This is a genomic window from Kitasatospora sp. NPDC056327 (assembly GCF_042261735.1).
Taxonomy (GTDB): Bacteria; Actinomycetota; Actinomycetes; order Streptomycetales; family Streptomycetaceae; genus Kitasatospora.
The window spans coordinates 1-3,793 of sequence record NZ_JBHJRC010000463.1 but is presented as its reverse complement, the minus strand read 5'-3'; the positions used below and the strand labels follow the sequence as shown (position 1 = coordinate 3,793).

General features: G+C 68.9%; 2 protein-coding genes. One reads left to right on the top strand and one right to left on the bottom strand.

The genetic code is table 11. The features are described from left to right. Positions 1-48 precede the first annotated feature (48 nt). Positions 49-486, bottom strand: a complete 438-nt coding sequence (locus ACFCX4_RS35205) for a DUF3052 domain-containing protein (RefSeq protein WP_376151377.1) — start codon at positions 484-486, stop codon at positions 49-51. Positions 487-1,002: 516 nt separating this feature from the next. Here ACFCX4_RS35205 and aceE point away from each other — a divergent pair. Next, the gene (gene aceE, locus ACFCX4_RS35200; RefSeq protein ID WP_376151375.1) at positions 1,003-3,753 is read left to right on the top strand and encodes a pyruvate dehydrogenase (acetyl-transferring), homodimeric type; all 2,751 of its coding nucleotides are present in this window, start codon (positions 1,003-1,005) and stop codon (positions 3,751-3,753) included. Positions 3,754-3,793 lie beyond the last annotated feature (40 nt).

The following is a 3,793-nucleotide window of genomic DNA, read 5'->3' as shown; positions in this document are numbered from 1 at the left end:
CCGCCGGAGGATGCTCCGGCGGGGCCCGGCGGGCCCGTCAGGCGGCGCTCAGCGCTTGCCCGGCTTGGCGGTCGACTTGGTCGCCAGGCGGGTCGCGGCCCAGTCCTTGGCGATGGCGATCGAGCTGGTCTGCGAGAGGCCGGCGGTCTTCGCGGCGTCGGCGATGTCCGAGGCCTCGATGTGGCCGTCACGGCCGGTCTTGGGCGTCAGCAGCCAGATCAGGCCGCCCTCCGCCAGGTATTCCAGCGCGTCGACGAGGGCGTCGGTGAGGTCCCCGTCGTCATCGCGGTGCCACAGCAGGACGGCGTCGGCGACATCGTCGTAGTCCTCGTCGACGAGATCCGTCCCGGTGATCTCCTCGATGGCCTCGCGGAGGTCCTGGTCAGTGTCTTCGTCGTACCCCAGCTCCTGGATGATCTGGCCTGCTTCGAAGCCGAGACGGGTTGCCGGGTTGGACTTGTCCGCGGGGTCCGCGGTCGCGCTCACGGGAATAACCTCCAGTATTCGGCCCGGCGTCCATGCCGGGGCTGTGGCCGTAGTCCACACGGGCGCGGCGGTTCGCGCAAGTACCCGACCCCCGATCCCCTCCAAAGGTTGACGTGTCGCGCGGGGACACGCCGGGCGATGTGTCGGGAATCACACCGATTTGCCCTTCTCTGCACAAGACAAGGATGCTTCGGGTGGTCCTGGTCCAACAGGCGTACGCACGCCCGGGATGCGAACGGCATTCGGGTCCGCGCGTGCGCGGGCGTAGAGTCTCCTGTTGGCCCTCATCCCCGCCGTCCGCCATCGGACGGAAGGGAAACCAGGTCGGACCACCTCTGTTCGTAACACCCGGGGGTGCGCGGCCCGGACGATGCTGTCCGAACCGCACATCACCAGACCGTTCCCTCTGTCAGGGAGAACGGTTACCGATCGGTAGAGATGACGGATCTCCGAGCGCGGTAGCACGATGGAGGCGGCGCGACACACCTCAGTTTCGACCGACAGTGAAGGAACAGCGTGGCTTCCGGATCCGATCGCAACCCGATCATCATTGGCGGCCTTCCGAGTCAGGTCCCGGACTTCGATCCCGAGGAGACCGCGGAATGGCTGGAGTCGCTCGATGCGGCCATCGACGAGCGGGGGCGTGAGCGTGCCCGTTACCTGATGCTGCGGCTGATCGAGCGCGCCCGCGAGAAGCGTGTCGCCGTGCCCGAGATGCGCAGCACGGACTACGTCAACACCATCGCCACCAAGGACGAGCCGTTCTTCCCCGGCAACGAGGAGATCGAGCGCAAGATCCTCAACGCGACCCGCTGGAACGCCGCGGTGATGGTCTCGCGGGCCCAGCGCCCGGGCATCGGAGTGGGTGGCCACATCGCCACCTTCGCCTCCTCGGCGTCGCTCTACGACGTCGGCTTCAACTACTTCTTCCGCGGCAAGGACGCCGAGGGCGAGTCCGGCGACCAGATCTTCTTCCAGGGTCACGCCTCCCCCGGCATCTACGCCCGCGCCTTCCTGCTGGACCGGCTCACCGAGCAGCAGCTCGACGCCTTCCGCCAGGAGAAGTCCAAGTTCCCGTACGGCCTCTCCAGCTACCCGCACCCGCGGCTGATGCCGGACTTCTGGGAGTTCCCGACCGTCTCGATGGGCCTCGGTCCGCTCGGCGCGATCTACCAGGCCCGGATGAACCGCTACCTGGAGCACCGCGGGATCAAGGACACCTCCGACTCGCAGGTCTACGCCTTCCTCGGCGACGGCGAGATGGACGAGCCCGAGTCGCTCGGCCAGCTCTCCCTGGCCGCCCGCGAGGGCCTGGACAACCTGACCTTCGTCGTCAACTGCAACCTGCAGCGCCTGGACGGCCCGGTCCGCGGCAACGGCAAGATCATCCAGGAGCTGGAGTCGCAGTTCCGCGGCGCCGGCTGGAACGTGATCAAGCTGGTCTGGGACCGCAGCTGGGACCCGCTGCTCGCGCAGGACCGCGACGGCGTCCTGGTGAACAAGCTGAACACCACGGTGGACGGCCAGTTCCAGACCTACGCGACCGAGTCCGGCGCGTACATCCGGGACAACTTCTTCGGCGGCGACCTGCGGCTGCGCAAGATGGTCGAGTCGATGACCGACCAGCAGATCCAGCACCTGGGCCGCGGCGGCCACGACCACCGCAAGATCTACGCGGCGTTCAAGGCGGCCCGTGAGCACAAGGGCCAGCCGACCGTCATCCTGGCGCAGACGGTCAAGGGCTGGACGCTGGGCCCCAACTTCGAGGGCCGCAACGCCACCCACCAGATGAAGAAGCTGACGGTCGAGGACCTGAAGCGCTTCCGCGACCGGCTGCACCTGCCGATCACCGACAAGCAGCTGGAGGAGGGCTACCCGCCCTACTACCACCCGGGCCGCGGCTCGGAGGAGATCCAGTACATGCACGACCGCCGCCAGGAGCTGGGCGGCTACGTGCCGACCCGCAAGGTGCGGCCGCGCAGGCTGGAGCTGCCGGGCGAGGACGCGTACAAGGCGGTCAAGAAGGGCTCCGGCAACCAGACCATCGCCACCACCATGGCGTTCGTCCGGCTGCTCAAGGACCTCATGCGGGACAAGGGCATCGGCAACCGCTTCGTGCCGATCGCGCCGGACGAGTACCGCACCTTCGGCATGGACTCGCTGTTCCCGTCGGCGAAGATCTACAACCCGCTCGGCCAGACCTACGAGTCGGTCGACCGCGACCTGCTGCTCGCGTACAAGGAGTCGCCGACCGGGCAGATGCTGCACGACGGCATCTCCGAGGCCGGCTGTACCGCGTCGCTGATCGCCGCGGGCTCGTCCTACGCCACCCACGGCGAGCCGCTGATCCCGGTGTACGTCTTCTACTCGATGTTCGGGTTCCAGCGCACCGGCGACCAGTTCTGGCAGATGGCCGACCAGCTGGCCCGCGGCTTCGTGCTCGGTGCCACCGCCGGCCGCACCACGCTGACCGGCGAGGGCCTGCAGCACGCCGACGGCCACTCGCACCTGCTGGCCTCGACCAACCCGGGCGTCGTCGCGTACGACCCCGCGTACGGCTTCGAGATCGCGCACATCGTCCAGGACGGTCTGCGCCGGATGTACGGCTCCAGCGAGGAGCACCCGACGGGCGAGGACGTGTTCTACTACCTCACCGTCTACAACGAGCCGATCAAGATGCCGGCCGAGCCCGAGAACGTGGACGTCGAGGGCATCCTCAAGGGTCTGCACAAGTACGCGGCCGGCACCGCGGGCCAGATCCCGGCGCAGATCCTCGCCTCCGGCGTGGCCGTGCCGTGGGCGCTGGAGGCCCAGCGGATCCTGGCCGAGCAGTGGAACGTCAAGGCCGACGTCTGGTCCGCGACCTCCTGGAACGAGCTGCGCCGCGACGCGGTGGAGGCCGAGGAGTTCAACCTGCTGCACCCCGAGGAGCAGCAGCGCGTCCCGTACGTCACCAGCAAGCTCCAGGGCTCCGAGGGCCCGTTCGTCGCGGTGTCCGACTGGATGCGCGCGGTGCCGGACCAGATCTCCCGCTGGGTGCCGGGTGCGTGGCAGTCGCTGGGCGCCGACGGCTTCGGCTTCGCCGACACCCGTGGTGCGGCCCGCCGCTTCTTCCACATCGACGCGCAGTCCGTCGTGCTGGCCGTGCTCACCGAGCTGGCCAAGCAGGGCAAGATCGAGCGCAGCGTGCTGAAGGACGCGATCGACCGCTACCAGCTGCTCGACGTGGCGGCGGCCGACCCGGGCGCCGCGGGCGGCGACGCCTGATCCGGCGGCCGTGGCCACCGAGGGGCCGGCCCTCCCGCCG